Raw genomic sequence first — 21,702 nt, 5'->3', positions numbered from 1 at the left:
TTCGAATAACGGCGGCTTCCTGTCATCTTCACCCGAAGGTGTGGCCCGACTAGTGTCAGCTCCATGAATGATCACGCTCATGACCTGGCGTCCCTACAAGCCGCTACCGAACGGCTGCTGAGCGACGTCGCCGCACTGGACGACGCCGCTGTGACCCAGTCGTCACGTCTGCCGGGCTGGACCCGCGGCCACGTGCTGGCCCATCTCGCGCGCAACGCGGACGCCCTGGTGAACGTTCTCCAGGGGCGCCCCATGTACGCCTCCGCCGAGACACGCGAGGCCGACATCGAGCGGGACGCCCCGCGTCCGCTCGCCGACCAGCTCGCCGACGTGCGGGAGAGCGCGGCCCGCTTCCAGGAACTGTGCGCGGCCGAGTCCGACTGGGAGCGCACGGTCGAACTGCGCAACGGCGTCACGGACCGGGCGGCCCGCCTGCCCTTCCGGCGCTGGGTCGAGGTCGCCCTGCACCACGTGGACCTCGGCATCGGCCATGAACTGGAGGATCTCCCCGCGGACTTCACCGAGCGGGAGATCGACTTCCTGACCGAGCGGTTCCGCGGGCACCCGGACGTGCCCGCCACCCGGCTGCGGACCGCCGACGGCCGCTCCTGGACGACCGGCGGCACGGGGGACGTGCCGGTCACCGTCGAGGGGGCCCCGGCCGACCTGATGGGCTGGCTCGCGGGTCGGCGCGACGGGTCGGGGCTGACGGTCAAGGACGGCGCGCTCCCGGTGCTGCCCCCGTTGTAACCCGCCGTGCCCGCGTGCGGCCCGCGCGGTGCGCTCCCCGACGATGTGCGGGGGCGACCGCGCGGGCCGTGCGCTATAGGCTGACGGCCATGACGTACAGCGGTCGGGTGACGGTCGGCGGTCCGGCCGACGTGCACGAACTCAAGGACCTGATGATCACCAAGGTCGCGGTCGGCCCCATGGACAACAACGCCTATCTGCTGCGGTGCCGGGCCACCGACGAGCAGTTGCTGATCGACGCGGCCAACGACGCGCAGACGCTGCTCGGCACGATCGGCGACGACGGCATCGCCGCGGTCGTCACCACCCACCGGCACGGGGACCACTGGCAGGCGCTCGCCGAGGTGGTGGCCGCCACCGGCGCCCGCACCCACGCCGGCCGGTACGACGCCGAGGGCATCCCGGTGCCGACCGACGTGCTGCTCGACGACGGCGACACGGTCCGGGTCGGGCAGGTCGAACTCACCGCCCGGCACCTGGTCGGACACACGCCGGGCTCCATCGCCCTCGTCTACGACGACCCGCACGGGCACCCGCACGTGTTCACCGGGGACTGCCTGTTCCCCGGCGGGGTCGGCAACACCCGCCAGGACCCGGAGGCGTTCGCCTCCCTGATCCACGACGTCGAGACCAAGATCTTCGACGTGCTCCCGGACGAGACCTGGGTCTATCCCGGCCACGGGAACGACACCACCCTGGGCGCCGAGCGCCCGCACCTGCCGGAGTGGCGCGCACGGGGCTGGTGACGCACGGGGCTGGTGAGACGCGCACACCGCCGGGGCACACCCGGCCACCGGTGTCCGAGCGCCACGACCGAACGCCCCGGGCCGGCGCACACCCCGTGTGAACGGTTCGCACGCTTTCTCGCCCCGCACGCGCTCCCGGTGTGTGGCCCAGCGGAGTCAACTGGTGACGTTCCGCTCGGGAGGCCGGCTTCCCGGCGGTCGGGCCGCCGGTCCTCGTCCCCGCCCTCGGCCGGCGGCTCCGGGCGGGGTCACCGGACGGCTCACCGCCGGGAAGCATGCCGCGCGGACCGGGTCGCAGGTCGGGGGGGCGTGGTGTCAGGGGTGCGTGCCCGGAGGCCGGGCCCTTCCTCCCCCTCGGCTCCCCTCCCCCGGACCGGTCACGCCTCGGCCAGCGCGGGACCGGCGAGGGCGGCGATCCGCTCGACGGCGAACACGTACCCCTGCACACCGCATCCCGCGATGACCCCGTCGGCCCGCAGCGAGACGTAGGAGTGGTGCCGGAACGACTCGCGCCGGTGGATGTTGGAGATGTGGACCTCCACCACCGGCAGTCCGTCACAGGCGTTGAGGGCGTCCAGGATCGCGACGGAGGTGTGCGAGTAGGCGCCGGGGTTGATCACGATCCCGCAGTGGCCGAGCCGCGCCTCCTGGATCCAGTCCACCAGCACGCCCTCGTGGTTGGACTGGCGCAGGTCCACCGTGCCACCGTGCGCGGCCGCCGCCGCCGCGCACCGGGCCTCGACGTCGGCGAGCGTGTCGGACCCGTAGATCTCCGGCTGGCGCTGTCCGAGCAGGTTCAGGTTGGGGCCGTTGAGAATCATGATCGGGGCGTTGGCCAGGGTGCGGGGCACGGTTCGGTTCCTCCGGTCCGTTCGGCATGAGGCGGGCGGTCCGGCCGGGCCCGCCGGTGGACCCGGTCTATCACGGTGCGCGGGGGCTCCGTCGCGGTCTACCCTCGGCCCATGATCGACCCCGTGTACCCGCCGAAGCCCGTACCGGGGGACCGGGTGGCCGTGGTGTCGCCCTCCTCCGGCCTCCCGGGTCTTCCCGCTCCCGTTCGAGCTGGGTCTGCGGCGGGACGTACGCGCCCGACACGGTGGTGGCCTTCGACGTCGACCTCGGGCACACGGATCCGCAGCTGGTGATCCCCTACGGGGGGCACGGCGCGCGTCGACGGGCCCGCCCGGCGCATCACGGTCACCTACTGAGGGCCGGGCGTTCTCCCGTGGCTCCCGGAGGTCCACCGGGAGCCACGGGGGCTACGGGTTGAGCGCCAGTTCCAGGTAGGCGGCGAACAGCACCAGGTGCACCCCGCCCTGCAGGGGCGTGGCCCGGCCCGGCACGACGGTCAGGGCGCTCACCACGACGGTCAGCGCGAGCAGCACCATGTGGGTGCTGCCGAGGCCGAGGACCAGCGGGCCGGAGAGCCACAGCGAGGCGAGGGCCACCGCCGGGATGGTCAGGCCGATGCTGGCCATCGCCGAGCCGAGCGCCAGGTTCATGCTGGTCTGCACGCGGTCACGGCGTGCGGCGCGGACCGCGGCGATGGTCTCGGGCAGGAGCACCAGCAGGGCGATGATCACACCGACGACGGCGTGATGGAGCCCGGCCGCGTCCACCCCGGACTCGATGGTCGGGGAGACCCCTTTGGCGAGGCCGACCACTCCGACCAGGGCGAGTGCCAGCATGCCGAGGCTGATCAGGGCCGTGCGGTTCGACGGGGCCTCGGCGTGCTCCTCGCCCGAGATGACCTCGCCCTGCCGGGTGAGGGGCAGGAAGTAGTCCCGGTGTCTGACGGTCTGGGTGGCCACGAACAGGCCGTAGAGGACCAGTGAGGAGATCGCGGCGAAGGTCAGCTGGACGGTGGAGAACTCGGGTCCGGGCTGGCTGGTGGTGAAGGTCGGCAGCACCAGGCTGAGGGTCGCCAGGGTGGCGACCGTGGCGAGGGCGGCTCCGGTGCCCTCCGAGTTGAACACCGCCGTGCCGTGGCGCAGCGACCCCACCAGGAGACTGAGCCCCATGATGCCGTTGCAGGTGATCATCACCGCGGCGAAGACGGTGTCCCGGGCGAGGGTGGCGCTCTTGTCGCCGCCGTCGAGCATCAGGGTGACGATCAGCGCCACCTCGATGACGGTGACGGCGACGGCCAGGACCAGGGAGCCGAACGGTTCTCCGACCCGGTGGGCGACGACCTCCGCGTGGTGCACCGCCGCCAGGACGGAGCCCGCGAGAACGGCGGTGGCCACGCCCACGACGAAGCCGGGCAGGTCGCGTCCCCAGGTGAGGACGAGCAGGACGGCCGCCAGCACCGGGACCAGGATCGTCCACCGCGTCGCGAGCGACCTGATCCGAGCGCTCATGCCGCGATCGTCGCAGACCTCCGGACCCGTCGCACTCCGGTCACCGGCGCCCGGAGCACCCGTCCGTTCCGCCGTCCTGGTCGCCTCGGGGTCCGTCATGAGGGCGCATGGCCTCCTGTACGTGTCGGGGGTGGTGGTTCGCAGGGCGCCGCCCGCGGGGGCGCCGGGTGATGCGGTGGGGCGTGCTCGGTGAGGGCCGGGCCCGGTGGACGGCCCGGTGGACGGCCCGGTGCCGGGAGCGGCGGGCCGCGTCGCGGCCGCCGCTCCCGGCGTGGTCCCGTGCGGTCAGGCGCCGACGCTGTCCTTGTCGCCGCTGTCCTGGTCGCCGCTGCCGTCCTTCGCGGCGCCGGCTTCCGCCAGCTTGCGGGAGGCCCGGAGGCTGGTGATCGTCGTGATCACCAGGACGGAGCAGATGACGCCCAGGGAGACCGGGATGCTGATCTCCGGTACGTGGACGCCGGACTCGTGCAGCGCGTGCAGCACCAGCTTCACACCGATGAAGCCGAGGATGACGGACAGGCCGTACGAGAGGTGGACCAGCTTCTTCAGCAGCCCGCCGATCAGGAAGTAGAGCTGCCGCAGTCCCATGAGGGCGAACGCGTTCGCCGTGAACACGATGTACGGGTCCTGGGTCAGGCCGAAGATCGCGGGGATGGAGTCGAGCGCGAACAGCACGTCCGTGGTGCCGATGGCGAGCATGACGACGAGCATCGGCGTCATGACCCGCTTGCCGTTCTGCTCGATCCACAGCTTGGTGCCGTGGTAGCGGTCGGCGACTCCGAAGCGCCGCTCGGCCGCCTTGAGCAGCTTGTTCTCCTCGAACTCCTCGTCCTCCTCGTCGGCGCGGGCCTCCTGGATGAGCTTCCAGGCGGTCCAGATGAGGAAGGCACCGAAGATGTAGAAGACCCAGGAGAAGCTGGCGAGGATCGCCGCGCCGGCGGCGATGAAGATGGCCCGCAGGACCAGGGCGATCAGGACGCCGACGAGGAGCACCCGCTGCTGGTACTGCGAGGGCACCGCGAACTTCGCCATGATCAGGACGAAGACGAAGAGGTTGTCGACGCTCAGCGACTTCTCGGTGATGAAGCCGGCGAAGAACTCGCCGGCGGGCTGTCCGCCGCCGAAGACCAGCAGGCCGACACCGAAGAGCACGGCCAGGACGATCCAGACGACCGTCCAGATCCCGGCTTCCTTGATGGACACGTCGTGCGGTTTGCGGCCGATGAAGAAGTCGACCGAGATCAGGGCCGCCAGGCCCACGATCGTCAGGACCCACAGGGTCACGGAAACATCCACTGCGCCTCCGGCAGATACGTTCACGGCAAGAGTCAGCGTCGTCGCTGCCGGAGGTCTCTTCCACCCGGAACTCCGGCGCTTTCCACAGCGCTCGACGAGGTCCGGGCCGACGCCCCGGGATCTGGCCTGATCCGTACTGACGGGGTCACCGCACAGATGGGGAGTACTCCCCTCCGTGCGTTGAACAGTACCGGCATCACCAAGGATTGGTAAAGAGCAGAGTAAAAGAAAATCCAAAGGCCCAGGTCAGCCGCTGTGTGACGGTCGTCCCACGGGCCTTCGCCGGCTCACCGGTTCCAGGAGCGCCGGGCCTGCGTCACCCGGCCGAGCACCTGATCGAGCACCGCGCTGCCGGGCGGCACCACCGGCGGCTCGTAGGTCCAGGCGTGCCCGACCCACGGGTCGGCGAGGTGGTCGTCGGCCACCGGCGTCAGCCGCAGCAGTCCCCGCCACAGCGGATCGAGCAGCGGCCCGTACCCCGCGGCGTCCTCGCGGTCGGCCACCATCATCAGGTGCACTCCCACGGCGGGGCCCTCGTCGGCGAGGTACCGCAGCTGGTTGACGGCCCGGTCGTCGAAGCCGTGCGGGAAGTCGTTGACGATCAGCAGGTGCTGGGAGGTGTCGAAGCCGGGCGGCAGCGAGTCGGGGGCTCCTGCCCGCAGCGCCATCTGCACCAGGTCGACCCGCTGGGTGAGCCGCCCCAGGACGTCCGTCACCCCGGTGGCACCCTGCGCCGGCGGAGCGGCGAGCGCCCCGGACCGGGTGAGCGGGGCGAGGGCCGGCGCCCCGGAACCGGCCGGGTCGACGACGTGCACCGTGAACTCGCCCGCCGGGTAGACGGCGAGCAGCCGGGCCGCGTGCGCCACGGCCGTCTCCACGGCCAGGCGCCGCAGGTCGTGCGCGTCGGCGAAGGACTCGTCCAGCCCTCCGGTGCGTCCGCTGTCGATCCACAGGCCGCGCTCCAGGGGCAGCCGGAGCAGCATCGGGATGCGCACCCCGTCGGCCTCCGGGAGGTGGAGGTCGCCCAGGCGCAGGGCCATGGGGATCTCCATCGGCACCCGGTAGGCCTGCCACACGGGGCTGTCCCAGCGCGCGAAGGCCGGGGGCAGCGCCGGTTCGACGACCTCGGCCTCGGCGATCAGCTGGGCGAGGTCCCGGTCGAGGACCTCACGGGCCTGGCCGACGAGGTCGTCCCGGCGGGCCTGGGCCGCCTCGCGCGCGGCGTCGGCCTGGCCGCCGATGCGGCTGCGCGGGTCGGACAGGACCTGCTCCAGCTCCTTGTCCCTGCGCGACTCGGCGAAGTCGACCGCGCTGCGGTAGGCGGCCGTGGTGCGCGCCAGGTCCTCGAACATGCCCCAGACCTGGTTGTACAGCCGTTCGTCCAGGGACCAGCCGGTCGCGTCGCCGGCCACGGGACGCGCCGGCTCCCCAGGCCGGGACGGCGGGACGGCGGGGGGCGGCGGGGGCGGGGCGGCGTGCTGCCGCCGCGGATGGCGGTAGTCGACGGGTCCGCCCGCCGGGGCCGGGTCGGCCGGGTCGGCGGGGCTCCCGTAGGCGGGCTGCGGCTCCCCCGGCTGCGGCCGGTCGCCGTAGGACGGCGTGGCCGGGCCGGAGGCGCCCGGGGAGGCCGTGCCGCTCTGGTCGGCACCGAGCGCGGGGGCGGCGGCCTGCCGGGACCGGCCGCCCTCCGCAGAGCGGGGCGGCGGGGCCTGCACGGAGCGGGCGAGCCCCTGGGCGATGGCCCGGTGCACGTCGGCCGCCAGGTCCCGCGCCTCGGGCAGGTCCTGGTCGGCGAGGAGTTCGGCGAGTCCGCCGGCGTATCCCTGGCCGATGGCGCGGACCTTCCAGGCGCCCTGCCGCCGGTAGAGCTCCAGGGCGACGACCGCGGACTCGCTGTCCAGACCGGTGATGGTGTAGCTGGCGACCTCGGCGCCGTCCAGCCCGGTGACGGCGACGAAGGGCGCCGCCACGGCGCCGAACCGGGCCGGTCCCGGGCCGCCGCCCGCGGCCGGCAGGGAGAGCAGCACACTGACGCGGTGCACCGCGTCCGGCAGGGCGTCCAGGTCGACCGCGAGACGGTGGTCGGCGGCGGCCTGCCGGGACACTTCGAGACCGGGCCGGGTGGGTGCGCCCGGGTGGGCGACCCAGTCCGCGCCGTGGATGCGTCCGTCGTCGTCGCCCAGTGCGGCCGCGGCCACGACCGGTGTGCCGGCCGAGATCCGGACCTCCAGACGGGACCGGGACAGCGGATGGTTCTGTCCCCGCACCAGCTCGGCCGTCATCGCCCTCGTCCCCCTGTGTCGCGTGTGTGGTGTGGTCCGCCGGGGCCCGCCGCCCCGGCACCGGAACCTAGAGGACCGGCAGGATCGCCGGCATCAGGTCCTGGAAGGTGCGGCCGTTGGCCGGGTTGCCGAGGGCCGTCATCGTCCAGCCGGTGCCCGAGCGGTGCACCTTGGCCATGATCTGGGCGGTGTAGGCGCCACCGCCGGCGAGCGTGTAGCGGGCCAGCTCCTGGCCGTTGGTCTCGTCGACCAGACGGCAGAAGGCGTTCTGCACCTCCTGGAAGGTCTGGCCGGTGAAGGAGTTCACCGTGAAGACGATCTGGTCGATGTGGACCGGGACGCGGGACAGGTCGACCAGGATGGCCTCGTCGTCGCCGCCCTGGCCGACGCCGCCGACGAGGTTGTCGCCGGTGTGGCGGACCGAGCCGTCGTCGCTCACGAGGTGGCGGAAGAAGACGACGTCGACGGGCTGCTTGTCCGCGAACAGGACGGCGGAGGCGTCCAGGTCGATCTCGCGGGTGCGCGAGCCGAAGAGGCCGCGACGGGGGGCCGCCTGCCACCCGAGACCCATGCGCACCGCGCTCAGGCTGCCACCGTCGTTCTTCTGCAGACTGATGGCCTGACCCTTGGTCATGTTGACGGTCACGCGCTGATTCCCCTCTCGGACGTCCCCTGTTGCCGCGAATGCCGCGGTTGCCGAGAACCCTACGCAGGGACACTGACAGCGACGTACCCTGGCCCGGACTTTGTGTCGGTCTTGCAACACAGCCCGTGCCCGCCCCCGGACGGGCGGGTGGGCGAGGTGCGCCGGCCGCGCGCGGTGGCGGGCCGGCGCCGTCACGGGGCCGTCAGGACAGGCCCGCCTCGCGCATCTGGCGCAGTTCCTTCTTCATCTCGGAGACCTCGTCGCGCAGCCGGGCCGCGATCTCGAACTGCAGGTCCGCGGCGGCGGCGCGCATCCGCGTGGTGAGCTCCTCGATCTGCTCGGCGAGCTCGGCGGCGGGACGGTCCGTCGGCACGCTCGCCCCGGCCCTGCCCCTGGCCGCCTTCGCGCCGTTGGCCGCCGCGCTACCGAGGGCGGGCACGGGGGCCTTGGTGCCGCCGCCGTCCTTGCGCTGCTTGCGGTACCCGGTGCCGAGCAGCTGCTCGGTGTCGACGTCCTCGCGGGCGATCTGGGCGACGATGTCGTTGATCTTCTTGCGGAGCGGCTGGGGGTCGATGCCGTTCTCCAGGTTGTACGCGATCTGCTTCTCCCGGCGGCGGTTGGTCTCGTCGATGGCCTTCTCCATCGCCGGGGTGATCTTGTCGGCGTACATGTGGACCTGCCCGGAGACGTTGCGCGCAGCCCGGCCGATGGTCTGGATCAGGGACGTGCCGGAGCGCAGGAAGCCCTCCTTGTCGGCGTCCAGGATCGCGACCAGGGACACCTCGGGCAGGTCGAGGCCCTCACGGAGCAGGTTGATGCCGACGAGGACGTCGTACTCACCGCTGCGCAGTTCCCGCAGCAGTTCGACGCGGCGCAGGGTGTCGACGTCGCTGTGCAGGTAGCGGACCTGGATGCCGAGCTCCAGGAAGTAGTCGGTGAGGTCCTCGGCCATCTTCTTGGTGAGGGTGGTGACCAGGACGCGTTCGTCCTTCTCGACGCGGGTGCGGATCTCGTGCACCAGGTCGTCGATCTGGCCCTCGGTGGACTTGACGACGACTTCCGGGTCGACGAGGCCGGTGGGGCGGATGATCTGTTCGACGACGCCGTCCGAGCGGGAGAGCTCGTACTGCCCGGGGGTGGCCGACAGGTAGACGGTCTGGCCGATGCGCTCCTGGAACTCCTCCCACTTCAGGGGCCGGTTGTCCAGGGCGGACGGCAGCCGGAAGCCGTGGTCGACGAGGGTCCGCTTGCGGGAGGCGTCGCCCTCGTACATGGCGCCGATCTGCGGGACGGTGACGTGCGACTCGTCGATGACGAGCAGGAAGTCGTCCGGGAAGTAGTCCAGCAGGGTGTTGGGCGGTGAGCCGGGCAGGCGGCCGTCGAAGTGCATCGAGTAGTTCTCGACGCCGGAGCAGGTGCCGATCTGGCGGAGCATCTCCAGGTCGTAGGTGGTGCGCATGCGCAGCCGCTGCGCCTCCAGCAGCTTGCCCTGGCGCTCCAGCTCGGTGAGGCGCTCGGCCAGCTCCTTCTCGATGTCGTTGACCGCGCGCTCCATGCGCTCGGGGCCCGCGACGTAGTGGGAGGCCGGGAAGACGTACAGCTGCTGGTCGTCGCTGACGATCTCGCCGGTGACGGGGTGCAGGGTGGACAGCGCCTCGATCTCGTCGCCGAACATCTCGATGCGGACGGCGAGCTCCTCGTACACCGGGAAGATCTCGATGGTGTCGCCCCGGACGCGGAAGGTGCCGCGGCTGAAGGCCATGTCGTTGCGCGTGTACTGGATGTCGACGAAGCGGCGCAGCAGCTGGTCCCGGTCGATCTCCTCGCCGACCCGGAGCGGGACCATGCGGTCCACGTACTCCTGGGGCGTGCCCAGGCCGTAGATGCAGGACACCGAGGCGACCACGACGACGTCGCGGCGGGTGAGCAGCGAGTTGGTCGCGGAGTGCCGCAGCCGCTCCACCTCCTCGTTGATCGAGGAGTCCTTCTCGATGTAGGTGTCCGACTGCGGGACGTACGCCTCGGGCTGGTAGTAGTCGTAGTACGAGACGAAGTACTCGACCGCGTTGTTCGGCAGGAGTTCGCGGAACTCGTTGGCCAGCTGGGCGGCCAGCGTCTTGTTCGGCGCCATCACCAGGGTGGGGCGCTGGAGCTTTTCGATCATCCACGCGGTGGTGGCGGACTTGCCGGTGCCGGTCGCACCCAGCAGCACGACGTCCTTCTCGCCGCCTTCGATGCGCCGGGCGAGGTCGGCGATCGCCGCCGGCTGGTCGCCGTTCGGCTGGTAGGGGCTGACGACCTCGAAGGGCGCCACCGTGCGTTCGATGTGGGAAACGGGCCGCATGCCATCAACGGTACGACCCGCCACTGACAACGGGTCCCGGCCGGCGCTCGCGCGCGGCCTTCCCGCCGCCGGTCAGCGCTTCTGCGGGGTGCGGGACCGGTGCTCGACGGGCCCGCGGGCGCGCGGCCGGTGGCGCGCCGGGGAGTGGTGCAGGTCCGGGTGGGCGGGGATGCCGGGCCGGCGCTCGCGCACCGGGGCGGGGCCGCCGGTGATCACCAGCGGATCGAGGACCACCAGCAGGCCGAGGAGGACCAGGAAGGCCAGCGGCCCGATCAGCATCGGGCCGAGCAGGGTGGCCGCGGACTCGCCCGTGGCGGGAGCGGTGCTGCCGTGGACGTGGACCTCCAGGGCGGCCATGCCGGTGTAGTGCATCCCGGTGACGGCGAGGCCCATCACGAGGGCGGCGCCGACGCTCCACCGGAAGCCTTTGACCTGTCCGGCCGCCCAGAGGGCGGCAGTGGCGGCGGCCATGGCGATGAGCACGGAGGCCGCGACGAGGAGGGTGTTGTACTCCAGCGTCCCGTCGAGGTGCATGCTCGCCATGCCCAGGTAGTGCATGGAGGCGATGCCCAGCCCGGTGATGGTGCCGCCGGTGAACAGGGCGGTGCCGGCCGCTCCCCGGTAACCGACGATGAACGTGCCGATGCCGACCATGACGACGGCGACGGCGAGGCTCGCGAAGGTCGTCGGGACGTCGTAGCGGATCGGGGTGCCCTCGATGGTGAACCCCATCATGGCGATGAAGTGCATGGTCCAGATGCCCGAGCCGATGGCGGCCGAGCCCAGCGCCAGCCAGGCCGCCCGCCGGTGCCGGGAGGCGGTCAGGGACCGGGTCGTGCAGCGCAGCCCCAGGGCGCCGCCGAGGCAGGCCATGAGGTAGGCCACGAGCGGCGTGACCAGGCCGTAGTTGAAGCCGTCGACGGTGCCTTGCATGCGCGGTGCCCTTCCCGCCTCTGTTTCACCCTGGAACTCCTGATACGACCCCCCTCCCAGGACCGCACCGGCGGCCAGGGTAGACGCAGAGAGTATGACCCCCACCGGAATGGTCGAACGACTTTCCGGCAAAGAAACACGCCCTCGCCCCAGTTGTGGGCCGGTGGTGTGCGGAGTTGGGGAAGTCGCGTTCATCGTGTGGCCATCCTGTGCCCCTTTCGCGTTGGCCCTCCGGTGTCACAGTGGAACCGTCCGTGACGTTCCGATTGCTGGACGTGAGGAGTACGTATGCACGCGCGCCCCTTCGCCGCCTCGATCACCGCACTCCTGGGAGCCGCCGCCCTCCTGTTCCCCATGTCACCGGCCGGCGCCGCCGACGGCGGCACACCGGTGGTCGTCGCCCACCGGGGGGCCTCCGGTTACGCGCCGGAGAACACGCTGGCAGCCGTCGACCGGGCGGCGGCGCTGGGCATCGAGTGGGTGGAGAACGACGTACAGCGCACCAAGGACGGCACGCTCGTGGTCGTCCACGACGACAACCTGCGGCGCACCACCGACGCCGAGGAGGTCTTCCCGGGCCGGTCGCCGTGGAAGGTGAAGGACTTCACCGCAGCGGAGATCGCCCGTCTCGACGCGGGCAGCTGGTTCTCGCCGTCGTACCGGGGCACGCGCGTGCCGACGCTGGAGCAGTTCGTGCGGCGGGTGGAGCGGAACGGCCAGAACCTGCTGCTGGAGATCAAGAACCCGGAGCTGTACCCCGGCATCGAGCAGGACACCCTGAAGGTCCTCGCCAACGAGGGCTGGCTGGACCGGCAGCACGTGACGGACCGGCTGATCGTGCAGAGCTTCAGCGCGGCCAGTGTGCGCACCGTCCACGAGCTGCGGCCCGCGGTGCGGACGGGGCTGCTCGGCACGCCCCCGGTGGGCGACCTGCCCGGGTACGCGGCCTTCGCCGACCAGATCAACCCCTCGCACGCGTCCCTGACCAGCGGCTACGTCTCCGCCGTGCAGTCCTTCCGGGGCCCGCACGGCTCGCCGCTCGAGGTGCTCACCTGGACCGTGAACGACGCGGCCGCCGCCCGGCGGGTCGCCGGCTACGGCGTCGACGGCATCATCAGCAACCACCCGGACGTGGTGCGGGACGCGGTGGGCTGACGCCGCGGCGGACGCCGCCCCGGCACCCCCCGCCGCGCGTGGCGCCGGCCCCGGGACACCGGGGTGCCGGTGGCGGGGCCACCGTCGCGACCGGGTTGTCGGTGGGGGGCCGTACCGTGGGCGCATGAGCAGTGACGGACTGGACGGGCAGCACGGGCAGCACGGCCGGGCCCCGGTGTGGGCCGTGGTGGAGACGGACATCGGCCCGCTGATGCTGGCCGCCACCGGAGCGGGCCTGGTCAACGTCGTGTTCCACGCCACCGACGCGGTGCGCGACCGCGCGCTGGAGCGGCTGGCCGCGCGGCTGGGCACCGCACCGGTCGAGGACCCCGCCGCGCCCCTGCTGGCCGAGGCGATACGCCAGGTCGAGGCGTATCTGGCGGGTGAGCGGCACACCTTCGACGTGCCGCTCGACTGGTCGCTGATCTCGGGCTTCAACCGGGCGGTCCTGCGCGAGCTCGCCACCGGCGTGCCCTTCGGCGAGGTGGTCGGCTACGGGGACCTGGCCCGGCGGGTGGGCCGCCCCGGTGGCGCCCAGGCCGTGGGCATGGCGATGGGGGCCAATCCGCTGCCGGTGGTGGTGCCCTGTCACCGCGTCGTGGAGAGCGACGGCGGGATCGGCGGCTTCGGCGGCGGGCTGGAGACCAAGCGGCGCCTGCTCGCCCTGGAGGGCGTCCTGCCCGAACCGCTGTTCTGACCCGGGCGGCGCCCACCGGCTCCGGGCGCGGCCCACACACGCCTTGCCCTGTTCGTCCCCGCGGGCACGACGGCCGCGGGGACCGGACGCGGTGGAGACGGCCGGACCGGTGGGACGCGGTGGACCCGGTGGACGCAGCCGGTCGGAATCGGGCGGGGCCGGGCAGGGGCCGGCGGGGCCGGTCGCGGATCCGTCGCAGGTCGGTAGCGGGTCAGTCGTAGTGGCGCGCTTCGAACACGTTGCCGTCCGGGTCCTGGAAGTAGAAGCTGCGCCTGGCCGGGCCGCGCGCGCCGAAGGAGTCGTGGGAGAAGTCCGTCAGGGGCACGGAGCGCTCCTCCAGCCGTCCCCGGAGCGCGTCGAAGTCCGCGGCGGGCAGGGACAGGCACACGTGGTTGACGGGGTGCCCCGAGCTGTCGGCGGCGCCGGGCAGCATGGTCATGCGCCGGGCCGTCTCCGCCGGCATCAGGTCGATGATCGTCTCGTCGTTGACGCGGACCGACGGGAAGGGGGCCCCTCCCGCGGAGAACTCGGCCAGGCGCACCGGTTCGAGCCCCACCGCCTCGGCGTAGAACCGCGCGGCGGCGACGGGGTCGCGCACCCAGAGGACGACGTGGTCGAGGCGTGCCGTGTGCTCCGTCATGCGTCCCAGGCTGCGGGACCCCCGTGCCGACGTGCAAGGGGTTTGCCCGGCCGCGCGGGTCGCCAGAGATGAGGAAGGAGCGGCTGACGGGAGGCGGACACGTGGTGCTGAGGGTGTCGGAAGAGGTGCGGGAGGCGCTCGTCGCGGACCGGCCCGTGGTGGCGCTGGAGTCCACGATCATCGCGCACGGGCTGCCGCGGCCCCGGAACCTCCAGGTGGCCGTGGAGCTGGAAGCGGTCGTGCGGGAGCAGGACGCGGTGCCCGCGACGGTCGCGGTGCTGGACGGCGTGCCCCGGGTCGGCCTGGACAAGGAGCAGCTGGAGCGGGTCGCCAACGAGGACGGGATCCGCAAGCTGGGCCACCGCGACCTCCCGCTCGCGGTCGCGTCGGGGGCCAGCGGTGCCACCACCGTCTCGGCCACCGCCCTGCTGGCGGAGCGGGCGGGCGTACGGGTGTTCGCGACGGGTGGTCTGGGCGGGGTGCACCGGGAGTGGACGGTGACCCAGGACGAGTCGGCCGACCTGGGGCTGCTGGCGCGGACGCGGATCACGGTGGTCTGCGCGGGCGTGAAGTCGATCCTCGACGTGCCGGCGACGTTGCAGCGCCTGGAGACCCTGGGGGTGGCGGTGGCCGGGTACGGCACGGACCGGTTCCCCGGCTTCTACCTGTCCGACTCGGGCCACCCCGTGGACTGGCGGCTGGACTCCCCCGCTCAGGTGGCCGAGGTCATGCGGGCCCAGGACGCGCTGGGCGGGCCCCCGTCGGCGCTGATCGTGGCCAACCCCGTCCCCGAGGACGAGCAGCTGGACCCCGCGGTGCACGCACGGGTGCTCGACGAGGCGCTGCGCGCCTGCGCGCAGGCGGGTGTCACCGGCCAGGGGGTCACGCCGTTCCTGCTGGACCACCTCGTCCGGCACACCGACGGCGCCTCCCTGGCCGCCAACCTGGCGGCGGTGCGGGGCAACGTGCGGCTGGCGGCCCGCATCGCCGCGGCGCGGGCCGGCACGTGAGCGGGTCCCCGGGGCGCCCGGCGGTGCCCGCGGGTGGCGGTGCGCTGCTGGTCGTCGGTGACGTCGTCACGGACGTGGTCGCCCGGCACCGTGGACCGCTCGCGCCGGGGACGGACACGGTGGCGGCGATCCGCCGGGTGCCCGGGGGCGCCGGGGCCAACGTGGCGTGCTGGGCCGCCCGGGCGGGCGGCACGGAGGTGCGGCTGTTCGGCCGGGTGGGCGCCGACTCGGCGGACTGGCACGAACGGGAACTGGCCGTGCACGGGGTGCGCCCGCTGCTGGTCGTCGACGACATGGCCCCCACCGGGACGGTGATCTGCCTCGTCGACGGGGAGGCCGGAGGCGAGCGGACCTTCCTGACGGACAGCGGGGCGTCCCTGCGGCTGGGCCCCGGTGACTGGTCCGGGGCGTTGCTGGACGGCGTGGCCCGGCTGCACCTGTCGGGTTACCTGCTGTTCTCCGGCTCGGGCCGGGCCCTCGTCGCGGCGGCTCTCGCGGCGGCCCGGGCGCGCGGTGTGCCGGTGAGCCTGGACCCGGCGTCGGCGGGCTTCCTCGCCGGCCTGGGCGCGGAACGGTTCCTGTCCCTCGTCGGCGGGGTGGACGTCCTGCTGCCCAGCCGGGACGAGGCGTGTCTGCTCACCGGTCTGCCGGACCCGGCCGACGCGGCGGCGGCGCTGAGCCGGGACATCCCGGTGGTCGTGGTCACACTGGGCGCGCGAGGGGCGCTGCTGGCGCGTTCCGGCGAGGTGTGCGCCCGGGTCCCCGCCGTCGCGGCCACCGCACGGGACACCACGGGCGCGGGTGACGCCTTCACCGGTGCCTTCCTCGCGGCGCTGCTCGCGGGGGCCGACGCCCCGGAGGCGGTCCGGCAGGGGTGCCGTGCGGGGGCGCGCGCGGTGGAGGTCGTCGGCGGCCGCCCGCCCCGGCCCACGGAGGGCGGGCAGCCGGCGGCCTCCTGTGCGTCCGCCTCGGGGTGAGGGAGGGCGTCCGGGCGGTTCGCGGGGCGGACCCGGGTGGCCGGCGGGGGGTGGCGGGTGACCCGCGTCGGAGGCCGGTGGTTCGTCGGAGGGCGGCCGGCCCCGGGCTCCGTCAGCCCTTGCGGCCCCAGGCCGTGATCAGCGGGGCGGTGGACAGGTCCAGGCTGCCCGCGGCGACGTTCGCGAGGTGGCGGTCGATGTCCTGGCCGGTGGCGATGCCGGCTCCGACGAGACCGTCGCGCGCCAGTCGCATGGTGGCCGACTCCAGCGCCGCACAGGCCGGTTCGGCGAGCGGGAAGTACGCGTCGGCCCGCACTCCGCCCAGGCCCGCCTCCCGCAGCAGCCGCGGGAGCCTGCGGCCGTGGGCGAGGTCCGCCCCCCGGTCGGCCAGGAGGCGGCGCAGCCCTTGGCGCAACCGGTTGGCGAGTTGCTGCTCGGGGCCGTGCTCGTCGGGGCACAGCAGGGGCTGCAGTGCGGGGTCGGTGTCCTCGACGAGCAGACGTCCGCCGGGCCGCAGCACGCGGACCATGAGACGCAGGACCCGTTCGGGGTCCGCCGCGCCGATGAACGGGAGCCGGGCGTGCACGAGGTCGAAGCCGCCCTCCACCGGGGGTTCCTCGGTGCCGATGTCGTGTGCCCGCACCTCCACCGGCGGCCGTGCGGTGGAGGCCAGGCGGGCCGGTTCGGTGGTCGTCACGAGCACCCGGCCGGTCGGCCCCACCCGCCTGGCCAGCCATGACGCCACCGACCCGCCGGAGGCTCCGACCGCCCAGCAGCGCCAGCCGGGGCCGACGCCGACCGCCTCGAAGTGGCGGAAGGTGGTGGGGTCGAAGAGTGCGGCGAAGGCGTCGAGATGTTGCGCCGCCTCGTCCGGCCGGTGGTCGAGCAGGTTCCCGTCGGATCGCATCATGCCCGGATCATCCCATTTGCACGGGTCGTCTCCGGCGGAGGACGCGACGGACGGCAGGCGGACATCCGGACGGACACCTGGGCGGACACCTGACGGACACGGGGCCGCGCCGGGGGCGGAACGGCGTGGCCACGGGCGGACGGATCCGTGCCCGCGGGTGCACCGGAGGGCCGGGCGGACGGGCCCCCGTAGCGGGGAACGAACGGCACGGGCCGGCGGCCGGACGGACGGAGGGCCGGGCGGACGGGCCCCCGTAGCGGGGAACGAACGGCACGGGCCGGCGGCCGGGCGGACGGATGGCCGGGCGAACGGGAGGCCGGGAGCCGGGGTTCCGGCGTTGCTCGGCCGATGCCCCGACGCGCCGTCGGTCGCGGACCGGTCCTCGGCGGGGGCTTCGTCTAGCGACGGGCGTAGACCTGCTCGGCCCAGGTGGCGATCTGGTCGTCGGTCAGGTGCTGGGCGAGGTCGGCCTCGCTGATCATGCCGACCAGGCGCTTGTCCCGGATGACGGGCAGCCGGCGGATCCGGTGCTCCTGCATCTCCCGGAGGACCTCGCCGACATCGGCGTCCGCGTCGATCCAGCGGGGGGTGCCCTGGGCCATCTCCCCCGCGGTGACCCGGGCGGGGTCACGGCCCATGGCGACACAGCCGACGACGATGTCGCGGTCGGTGAGGATGCCGCACAGCCGTTCGTTCTCGTCGCTGATCGGCAGGGCCCCGACGTTCAGTTCGCGCATCAACTGGGCCGCGCGGTCGAGGGTTTCGTGGGCGGGGATCCACTGGGCGCCGCGGTGCATGATGTCTCCGGCGGTGGTCATGGAGTACCTCCCGGTGCCGGACGGCCGGCGCGGCGCGGGGGCGCGCCGCGAGTCCCGACGCCCTCATTCTGGTCTCGCGCTCCCCGGCCCGCACGCGGAGGCACCGGTTCCCAGGGCGCCGCGGAGCCGCGCCCCACCGCGTCGTGCCGGGTGCCGTGCGCACGTCCCGGCTCGGCGCTCCGCCCCGGCTGCCGTGCGCGGGACGCCTTGTTCAGCCGCGCCATGCCGGGCGGCGCGGGTCGTCGGCCCGGACCAGCACGTCGGCGATGCCGGCGGGGTCGGTCTCCTGGGCGTAGCGCTCGAAGGCGGGGAGGGTCCAGTGCTCGGCCTCGGGGGTGCGGCGGCGCAGGGCACCCGGGGACAGCTGGAGGTGGACGCTGAGGTCGAACGGGAACCAGTGGCGCAGCAGGAAGGGGCCGTGCAACAGCAGGACGCCGCCGGGCGGGAGGGGCACGGCCCGGCTGCGGGTGGCCCGGTCGGTGGCCGGGTCCCGCAGGTCGGGGAGGACCCGCCCGCTGCCGTCCGGCTCGAGCGGGCCGAAGACCTCGCGCCACAGGGCCCCGGTGTCGTACCAGCCGTCGTAGTAGGAGTCGACGTCCCGGCGGCCGTGCTCCAGCCGGAGCGAGGCGGGACGCAGGAAGCCCTCGGTCGCCACGGCGAGTGAGGGACGCCCCCGCACCCGCAGGGCCTCGGCCAGATCGTCGGCGAGATCACCGGGACGGGCGGCCGGGGCACCGTCCAGGGCCACGCGCGGCCAAGGGCTCGCATCGGCCGTCCGCAGGTCCAGCAGACGGTCGGCGAGGTGGTCGCGGAGCCGGTCCCAGGTGATCGCTTCCAGTCGCACACGGCCATGATGCGTCAGGCTCCGGGAGGGGAACGAATCCCGCATGGCCTCGTCGCGCGCATCGCCCCTCCTCCCCGCCGGCCTGGTCGTCCATCAGCCCGCCGGGCGACGTCACTGTGCCGCCTGCCGGCGTGGCCCTCTGCCGCTGGTCGTCCTGGAGAGCGGTACGCCCCGCTGTGTCGACTGCGCCGACCTGGGACACCTCGTCTTCCTGCCGCGCGGCGACACCGCGCTCACCCGCAGGTCGCGGGAGGAGAGCACCCTCTCGGCGGTGGTCGTACGGTTCAACCGGCGCAAGGGCCGGTACGAGCGTCAGGGGGTGCTGGTCGAGGAGGAGGCGCTGGCCCGGGCCGAACGCCGGTGCCTGGCGGACGCCGAGGCGCGCCGACGCCGCCGGATGCGGGACGCCCGGCGCCGGGCGGTCGAGGACGCGCGGTTCACGGAGGCGTTCGCGGAGGAGATACGGCGCCTGTTCCCCGGGTGCCCGCCGGAGCGGGCGCGGGCCGTGGCCGCACACGCCTCGGTGCGCGGCAGCGGGCGGGTGGGCCGCAGCGCGGCGGGGCGGGCCCTGTCGGAGCGGGCGGTGATCTCGGCGGTGGTGGCGTCCGTGCGGCACCTGGAGACGCCGTACGACCGGCTGTTGATGAGCGGTGTGCCACGGCACGAGGCGCGGCGGCGGATCGCCGCCGACGTGGAGACGGTGCTGCGCGGCTGGGCGGGGGCCGCGCCGGACGTCCCCGGGTGAGAGCGGGAGGGCCCGCGCCATGGCGACCTCGCGTGAACGGCCGCGCGTGAACGTTGCGCGTGGACGCTCGCGCATGCCCGTGCGTCGTCCGGCCATGGGCGGTGGCTCGGCGGGCGGCTTCACTGGGGAGTGACGGCAGGCCGGGAGGTGAAGGTGCCCCCGAGCCGACGAGCGGGAGGCGACGACGTGATCGAGGGACCGTACTTCGTGCTGACGGTGTCGGCCGTGCTGGGCACCGGGCTGGTGGCCGGCGTCTTCTTCGCCTTCTCGGCCTTCGTGATGAAGGGGCTGGCGGCGCTGCCGGCGGCGCAGGGGGTGGCCGCGATGCGGGCGCTCAACGTGACCGCGGTGACGAAGGCGTTCATGCTGCTGTTCCTCGGCTCGGCGGTGCTGAGCGCGGTGATCGCCGTGGTGACGGCGGTGGTGTGGCCGCGGGACGGCGCCGTGGCACTGCTGGCGGGCAGCGTGCTGTACCTCGGTGGCTCGTTCGGGGTGACGGCGGCGGCGAACGTGCCGCGCAACGAGGCGCTGGCCCGGCTCGGTCCGGGGAGCGCGGAGGCGGCCGCGTACTGGCCCGGCTACGTGCGGGAGTGGACCCGGTGGAACCACGTCCGCACGGCCGCCTCCGCCGGGGCCGCCCTGGCGTACGTCCTGGCCCTGACCTGAGGCGCCCGGCCGGAAGGAAGCGTCGCCGGGGCCGTGGGGAGCACAGGGCCGGCCGCGCGGTACGGGGCCCGGGGAGCCGTCCGGAGGCGTCCGGTGGTGTCCGGCGTCGTCCGCGGCCTCCGGACGAGGGTCCGGCGGGGCCGGCGGGGTCGGCGGCGCCCTGCGGTGGGGCGGACCGGGACGTATCGTGGCCGGAAGAGTGCCGCCCGACGCCGTACGGCCTGCCCCGCCCACGCAAGGAACACGGCCATGGCCGATCCCAAGGGTTTCCTCACCACTCCCCGCCGGGAATGGCCGCGCAGGCCCGTCGGGGAACGGGTCCGCGACTGGGACGAGGTCTGCGTCCCGGGCGCGCTGCTGCCGCTGATCGCCCCGCAGGCCGGCCGCTGCATGGACTGCGGCGTTCCGTTCTGCCACGAGGCCTGCCCGCTGGGCAACCTGATCCCCGAGTGGAACGACCTGGTCTCCCGGGAGGACTGGCGGGCGGCGGCGGACCGGCTGCACGCGACCAACAACTTCCCCGAGTTCACCGGCCGGTTGTGTCCGGCGCCCTGCGAGGCGGGATGCGTGCTCGCCATCAACCAGCCGGCGGTCACGATCAAGAACGTCGAGTGCGCCGTCGCCGACCGGGCCTTCGAGGAGGGGTTCGCCCCGCCCGCCCCGCCGGACCGTCTGTCGGGACGGACGGTGGCGGTGATCGGCTCGGGCCCCGCCGGACTCGCGGCCGCCCAGCAGCTGACCCGGGCCGGGCACACGGTCGCCGTGTACGAGCGGGACGACCGGATCGGGGGGCTCATGCGCTACGGCATCCCCGCGTTCAAGATGGAGAAGCGGCACCTGGAACGGCGCATCGCGCAGCTGCGCGCCGAGGGCACGAAGTTCCGCACGGGCACGGCGGTCGGCCGCGACCTGGACGCCGCCGCGCTGCGGGCCCGCCACGACGCCGTGGTGATCGCCACCGGGGCGACGGCCTGGCGCGAACTCCCGGTTCCCGGCCGCGAGCTGACGGGGGTCCACCAGGCGATGGAGTACCTGCCGTTGGCCAACCGGGTGGGCGAGGGCGACCTGGAGGTGTCGCCGCTGTCGGCGGCCGGACGGCACGTCGTCATCGTCGGCGGCGGGGACACCGGCGCCGACTGCCTGGGCACCGCGTTGCGGGAGGGAGCGGCGTCGGTGACCCAGCTGGACATCTACGGCCGGCCCGGTGACGAGCGGGACGAGGACACCGAGCCCTGGCCCACCTACCCGAAGGTCCACCGGATGTCCGCGGCGCACGAGGAGGCCCGCGACCTGCGGAGCGCACCGGTGGCGGATGCCGACGCGCGGCTGTTCGCGGCGTCCACCGTGCGCTTCTCCGGTGACGCGGACGGGCGGGTGCGGTGGGCGCACCTGGTCGAGGTGGACGCGGGGCGCAGACCGGTGGCCGGTACCGAGCGGGCCCTCCCCGCCGATCTGGTCCTGCTCGCCCTGGGGTTCTCCGGGCCGGACCGGGGTGACGGTCTGCTCGACGGGCTGGGCGTGGACGTGTCGCCCCGGGGCACGATCGCCCGGGACGCCGGCTTCGCGACCAACGTGCCCGGGGTGTTCGCGGCCGGGGACGCCGCGCGCGGGCAGTCGCTGATCGTGTGGGCGATCGCGGAGGGCCGGGCCGTCGCGGCGGCCGTCGACCGCCACCTCACCGGCGGCACCTCCCGCCTCCCGGCACCGATCGGACCGTACGACCGCCCGATGACGGCGTGAGGCCCCGAGACCCGAGGCCGCGGAGCCCCAGCAGCGCGAGGCCGCGAGGACGCGAGGCCCCGAGGACCACGGCGCCGGGACGCCGGGGCCCCGACGGCAGCCGGCCCCGTGGCCCGCGCGGGCACACTGGCCCGCGCGGGGTC

Annotated in this window: 20 protein-coding genes and 1 pseudogene; 10 read left to right on the top strand and 11 right to left on the bottom strand. The window is 73.9% G+C overall.

What is annotated here, in order from left to right; genetic code table 11:
* Positions 1–63: 63 nt before the first annotated feature.
* On the top strand, positions 64–750 hold the full coding sequence (locus ACSU53_RS23945) for a maleylpyruvate isomerase family mycothiol-dependent enzyme (RefSeq protein ID WP_437030852.1): 687 nt from the start codon (positions 64–66) through the stop codon (positions 748–750).
* 89 nt (positions 751–839) lie between these two features.
* On the top strand, positions 840–1,496 hold the full coding sequence (locus ACSU53_RS23940; RefSeq protein ID WP_437030850.1) for an MBL fold metallo-hydrolase: 657 nt from the start codon (positions 840–842) through the stop codon (positions 1,494–1,496).
* Positions 1,497–1,873: 377 nt separating this feature from the next.
* Here ACSU53_RS23940 and aroQ read toward each other — a convergent pair whose 3' ends face one another.
* The gene (aroQ, locus tag ACSU53_RS23935; protein ID WP_437030848.1) at positions 1,874–2,347 is read right to left on the bottom strand and encodes a type II 3-dehydroquinate dehydratase; all 474 of its coding nucleotides are present in this window, start codon (positions 2,345–2,347) and stop codon (positions 1,874–1,876) included.
* Positions 2,348–2,577: 230 nt separating this feature from the next.
* Between aroQ and ACSU53_RS23930 the strand changes: the two are divergent.
* Positions 2,578–2,704, top strand: a pseudogene (locus tag ACSU53_RS23930) (LD-carboxypeptidase); the annotation flags it as partial.
* Positions 2,705–2,755: 51 nt separating this feature from the next.
* Here the strand turns inward: ACSU53_RS23930 and ACSU53_RS23925 are convergent.
* The 6 genes from ACSU53_RS23925 to ACSU53_RS23900 form a co-directional block, all read right to left on the bottom strand.
* On the bottom strand, positions 2,756–3,856 hold the full coding sequence (locus ACSU53_RS23925; RefSeq protein ID WP_437030846.1) for a calcium:proton antiporter: 1,101 nt from the start codon (positions 3,854–3,856) through the stop codon (positions 2,756–2,758).
* Positions 3,857–4,141: 285 nt separating this feature from the next.
* A complete protein-coding gene (locus tag ACSU53_RS23920) occupies positions 4,142–5,152 on the bottom strand; it encodes a TerC/Alx family metal homeostasis membrane protein (RefSeq protein WP_437030844.1) in 1,011 nt (336 codons plus the stop codon).
* Between the two features lie 287 nt (positions 5,153–5,439).
* Positions 5,440–7,434: a TerD family protein gene (locus ACSU53_RS23915; protein ID WP_437030842.1), complete on the bottom strand. Its 1,995-nt coding sequence runs from the start codon at positions 7,432–7,434 to the stop codon at positions 5,440–5,442.
* Between the two features lie 67 nt (positions 7,435–7,501).
* Positions 7,502–8,080, bottom strand: a complete 579-nt coding sequence (locus ACSU53_RS23910) for a TerD family protein (RefSeq protein WP_437030840.1) — start codon at positions 8,078–8,080, stop codon at positions 7,502–7,504.
* Between the two features lie 202 nt (positions 8,081–8,282).
* Positions 8,283–10,424 carry an excinuclease ABC subunit UvrB gene (uvrB, locus tag ACSU53_RS23905; RefSeq protein WP_437030839.1) on the bottom strand — a complete coding sequence of 714 codons (2,142 nt, stop codon included), beginning with the start codon at positions 10,422–10,424 and terminating at the stop codon, positions 8,283–8,285.
* A 72-nt stretch (positions 10,425–10,496) separates the two neighbouring features.
* A complete protein-coding gene (locus tag ACSU53_RS23900; RefSeq protein WP_437030837.1) occupies positions 10,497–11,357 on the bottom strand; it encodes an MHYT domain-containing protein in 861 nt (286 codons plus the stop codon).
* Positions 11,358–11,645: 288 nt separating this feature from the next.
* On the opposite strand from ACSU53_RS23900, the gene ACSU53_RS23895 reads away from it, so the two are divergent.
* Both ACSU53_RS23895 and ACSU53_RS23890 read left to right on the top strand, forming a co-directional pair.
* Positions 11,646–12,512 (top strand): glycerophosphodiester phosphodiesterase, encoded by an 867-nt coding sequence (locus ACSU53_RS23895; protein WP_437030835.1) that lies wholly within the window; start codon positions 11,646–11,648, stop codon positions 12,510–12,512.
* 124 nt (positions 12,513–12,636) lie between these two features.
* Positions 12,637–13,209, top strand: coding sequence for a methylated-DNA--[protein]-cysteine S-methyltransferase (locus ACSU53_RS23890; RefSeq protein ID WP_437030833.1), 573 nt, complete (start codon positions 12,637–12,639; stop codon positions 13,207–13,209).
* Positions 13,210–13,420: 211 nt separating this feature from the next.
* On the opposite strand, the gene ACSU53_RS23885 is transcribed toward ACSU53_RS23890, so the two are convergent.
* On the bottom strand, positions 13,421–13,849 hold the full coding sequence (locus ACSU53_RS23885; protein WP_437030831.1) for a VOC family protein: 429 nt from the start codon (positions 13,847–13,849) through the stop codon (positions 13,421–13,423).
* A 101-nt stretch (positions 13,850–13,950) separates the two neighbouring features.
* Between ACSU53_RS23885 and ACSU53_RS23880 the strand changes: the two genes are divergently transcribed.
* Complete coding sequence (locus ACSU53_RS23880) at positions 13,951–14,859, top strand: pseudouridine-5'-phosphate glycosidase (protein ID WP_437030829.1); 909 nt, start codon at positions 13,951–13,953, stop codon at positions 14,857–14,859.
* Positions 14,856–15,836 carry a carbohydrate kinase family protein gene (locus tag ACSU53_RS23875; protein ID WP_437030827.1) on the top strand — a complete coding sequence of 327 codons (981 nt, stop codon included), beginning with the start codon at positions 14,856–14,858 and terminating at the stop codon, positions 15,834–15,836. Before ACSU53_RS23880 ends, ACSU53_RS23875 begins: the two co-directional genes overlap by 4 nt.
* 112 nt (positions 15,837–15,948) lie before the next feature.
* Here ACSU53_RS23875 and ACSU53_RS23870 read toward each other — a convergent pair whose 3' ends face one another.
* The 3 genes from ACSU53_RS23870 to ACSU53_RS23860 form a co-directional block, all read right to left on the bottom strand.
* Positions 15,949–16,746: a methyltransferase domain-containing protein gene (locus tag ACSU53_RS23870; protein ID WP_437030825.1), complete on the bottom strand. Its 798-nt coding sequence runs from the start codon at positions 16,744–16,746 to the stop codon at positions 15,949–15,951.
* A gap of 398 nt (positions 16,747–17,144) precedes the next feature.
* The gene (locus ACSU53_RS23865) at positions 17,145–17,564 is read right to left on the bottom strand and encodes a CBS domain-containing protein (protein ID WP_437030824.1); all 420 of its coding nucleotides are present in this window, start codon (positions 17,562–17,564) and stop codon (positions 17,145–17,147) included.
* Between the two features lie 211 nt (positions 17,565–17,775).
* Positions 17,776–18,408 (bottom strand): uridine kinase, encoded by a 633-nt coding sequence (locus ACSU53_RS23860; RefSeq protein ID WP_437030822.1) that lies wholly within the window; start codon positions 18,406–18,408, stop codon positions 17,776–17,778.
* A gap of 43 nt (positions 18,409–18,451) precedes the next feature.
* On the opposite strand from ACSU53_RS23860, the gene ACSU53_RS23855 reads away from it, so the two are divergent.
* The 3 genes from ACSU53_RS23855 to ACSU53_RS23845 all read left to right on the top strand — a co-directional run bounded on the left by ACSU53_RS23855 (position 18,452) and on the right by ACSU53_RS23845 (position 21,559).
* Positions 18,452–19,153, top strand: a complete 702-nt coding sequence (locus ACSU53_RS23855) for a DUF2293 domain-containing protein (protein ID WP_437030821.1) — start codon at positions 18,452–18,454, stop codon at positions 19,151–19,153.
* 186 nt (positions 19,154–19,339) lie between these two features.
* Positions 19,340–19,819, top strand: coding sequence for a DUF1772 domain-containing protein (locus tag ACSU53_RS23850; protein WP_437030819.1), 480 nt, complete (start codon positions 19,340–19,342; stop codon positions 19,817–19,819).
* Between the two features lie 249 nt (positions 19,820–20,068).
* A complete protein-coding gene (locus ACSU53_RS23845; RefSeq protein WP_437030817.1) occupies positions 20,069–21,559 on the top strand; it encodes a glutamate synthase subunit beta in 1,491 nt (496 codons plus the stop codon).
* The last annotated feature ends 143 nt before the right edge of the window (positions 21,560–21,702 follow it).

The sequence above is a fragment of the Streptomyces sp. enrichment culture genome (genome assembly GCF_964273255.1).
In the GTDB taxonomy this organism is placed as follows: Bacteria; Actinomycetota; Actinomycetes; order Streptomycetales; family Streptomycetaceae; genus Streptomyces.
This window is presented reverse-complemented; position numbering and strand designations above follow the sequence as displayed.

Excerpts from the sequence above, each read along its gene's own strand:
- ACSU53_RS23925 (WP_437030846.1), bottom strand. The coding sequence starts at position 3,856 with ATGAGCGCTCGGATCAGGTCGCTCGCGACGCGGTGGACGATCCTGGTC.
- ACSU53_RS23890 (WP_437030833.1), top strand. The coding sequence starts at position 12,637 with ATGAGCAGTGACGGACTGGACGGGCAGCACGGGCAGCACGGCCGGGCC.
- ACSU53_RS23945 (WP_437030852.1), top strand. The coding sequence starts at position 64 with ATGAATGATCACGCTCATGACCTGGCGTCCCTACAAGCCGCTACCGAA.
- ACSU53_RS23940 (WP_437030850.1), top strand. The coding sequence starts at position 840 with ATGACGTACAGCGGTCGGGTGACGGTCGGCGGTCCGGCCGACGTGCAC.
- uvrB (WP_437030839.1), bottom strand. The coding sequence starts at position 10,424 with ATGCGGCCCGTTTCCCACATCGAACGCACGGTGGCGCCCTTCGAGGTC.
- ACSU53_RS23845 (WP_437030817.1), top strand. The coding sequence starts at position 20,069 with ATGGCCGATCCCAAGGGTTTCCTCACCACTCCCCGCCGGGAATGGCCG.
- ACSU53_RS23895 (WP_437030835.1), top strand. The coding sequence starts at position 11,646 with ATGCACGCGCGCCCCTTCGCCGCCTCGATCACCGCACTCCTGGGAGCC.
- ACSU53_RS23900 (WP_437030837.1), bottom strand. The coding sequence starts at position 11,357 with ATGCAAGGCACCGTCGACGGCTTCAACTACGGCCTGGTCACGCCGCTC.
- ACSU53_RS23885 (WP_437030831.1), bottom strand. The coding sequence starts at position 13,849 with ATGACGGAGCACACGGCACGCCTCGACCACGTCGTCCTCTGGGTGCGC.
- ACSU53_RS23855 (WP_437030821.1), top strand. The coding sequence starts at position 18,452 with ATGGCCTCGTCGCGCGCATCGCCCCTCCTCCCCGCCGGCCTGGTCGTC.
- ACSU53_RS23915 (WP_437030842.1), bottom strand. The coding sequence starts at position 7,434 with ATGACGGCCGAGCTGGTGCGGGGACAGAACCATCCGCTGTCCCGGTCC.
- ACSU53_RS23870 (WP_437030825.1), bottom strand. The coding sequence starts at position 16,746 with ATGATGCGATCCGACGGGAACCTGCTCGACCACCGGCCGGACGAGGCG.
- ACSU53_RS23865 (WP_437030824.1), bottom strand. The coding sequence starts at position 17,564 with ATGACCACCGCCGGAGACATCATGCACCGCGGCGCCCAGTGGATCCCC.